Annotated in this window: 2 protein-coding genes; both read left to right on the top strand. The window is 72.3% G+C overall.

What is annotated here, in order from left to right:
* Window positions 1–819: S1C family serine protease (locus JNW91_RS31275; RefSeq protein ID WP_238426037.1), on the top strand; the 819-nt coding region annotated here is incomplete at its 5' end.
* A gap of 157 nt (window positions 820–976) precedes the next feature.
* Window positions 977–1612: a hypothetical protein gene (locus JNW91_RS31270; protein ID WP_203179033.1), complete on the top strand. Its 636-nt coding sequence runs from the start codon at window positions 977–979 to the stop codon at window positions 1610–1612.
* Window positions 1613–1741: the final 129 nt, after the last annotated feature.

Below are 1741 nucleotides of genomic sequence, written 5' to 3'. Positions count from 1 at the left end.
GGCTGGCCGGGCGCCGCACCGCCCCCGTCCGCGCGGGTGACGCGCCGCCGCTGGCCGGTCGTGCTCGCCACGCTGCTCGTCGTCGCGCTGGCGGCGGTGGCCGGGGTGCAGGCGTACCAACTCGACCGTCTCGGTGACCGGCTCGCCGACACCGACCGGCGACTGGCGCAGGCCCAGGACGGAGACGGCACCCGCCTCGACGGTCTGGAGAAGCGCGCGGAGACGCTGGAGAGGCAGGCCGGCGCCGCCTTCAACCCGGAGGCGGTGGCCAGCGCGGTGCTGCCCAGCGTGTTCCGGGTCCGGGCCGGCCAGTTCACCGGCACCGCGTTCGCGGTCGGCAAACCGGCTGCCGGCGGCGGCACGAACCTGTTCACCAACTTCCACGTGGTCGAGGCGGTCTGGGACGGCGGTGGCCGCGAGGTCTTCCTGGAGCGCACCGACCAGCGCTTCCCGGCGACCATCGTCAAGGTCGACAAGACCAACGACGTGGCCCAGCTGCGTACCAGCGGCAAGTTCACCGGCCTGGTCACCGCCCCCGCCGCCGTGAAGTCCGGCCAGCAGATCGTCGTCGTGGGCGCTCCGCTCGGCCTGGAGGACAGCGTCACCACCGGCGTGGTGAGCGCCCTGCGCTCCGCGTCGGGAAGCTCCGGGCCGTCGATCCAGTTCGACGCCCCGATCAACCCGGGCAACTCCGGTGGCCCGGTGATCAACGGCAGCAAGCAGGTGGTCGGCATCGCCACCGCCAAGGCCCGCGACGCCGAGGGCATCGGGCTCGCCGTACCGATCAAGGTCGCCTGCGACGGCTTCAAGATCTGCTGACCCACGGTCCGGCGTCGTTGCCGGGTCCGCTCCACCACCCACGGCCGGCACCGGCCGTTCTGATCCCGGCCGGGTCCCCGGACCCGGGCGATCCCGCCGCTGTATCCGGTCCGTCGCGCCCACCGGCGTGGTGGACCGCTCATCTGGAGGAATAGAGATGTCCCAGCCACCGACCGGGCCCGACGGGCTTCCGCCGGCCACCCCGACGCCGCCGCAGTACGCGCCGCATCACCCCGCGCCGCAGCCCTCGCCGGGCTACCCGGCCAGCGCCCCGCCCTACTCCGGGCAGGTCTCCGGACCGCCGGTCTCCGGTCCGGCGTACGGGCAGCCGATGTCGGCTCCCCCCGGGATGATGCCGCCCTTCGGACCCCCGCCGGCCGGTCGGAGCCGCACGGTGCTGGTGCTGGCCGTGGTGGCCGCGCTGCTCTTCGTCGTCAGCGGGGTGATGACCGGGCTGTTCGTGACCAAGAACAGCGAGCTGAACCGGACCGAGAAGCGCCTCACCGGCCAGGTCAGCCAGCGCGACGACACCATCGCGGCCAACACCACCGAGATCACGAAGCTGAAGACCGACCTGCAGACGATGCAGGACAAGCTGGACAACACCGAGCAGGACCTGACCGGCACCCGCAACGACCGCGACGAGCAGGCCCGGCAGAAGAAGGTCATCGCGGGCTGCCTGGACAAGCTGACCACCGCGCTCGGCGCGGCGGCGGCGGGCAACAAGGGCGCATACGACACCGCGATGAAGGGCCTCGACAAGGTCTGCGACGAGGCCGAGAACTACCTGTAATCCCGTCCCGTCCCCAAGCCCCAACGGGTTCGATCATGGAGTTGTGGTGGGACACGAAAGCCGCGAAGAGGGGCACCTCGCCCACCACAACTCATGATGACGCGGCGGGGGGGTGGGGGGCGCGGCGGG

It is taken from the genome of Micromonospora parastrephiae (assembly GCF_016802865.1).
GTDB classification, from domain to species: domain Bacteria; phylum Actinomycetota; class Actinomycetes; order Mycobacteriales; family Micromonosporaceae; genus Micromonospora; species Micromonospora parastrephiae.
The sequence above is the reverse complement of the archived record's forward strand: the minus strand, read 5'-3'. Positions and strand labels throughout refer to the sequence as shown.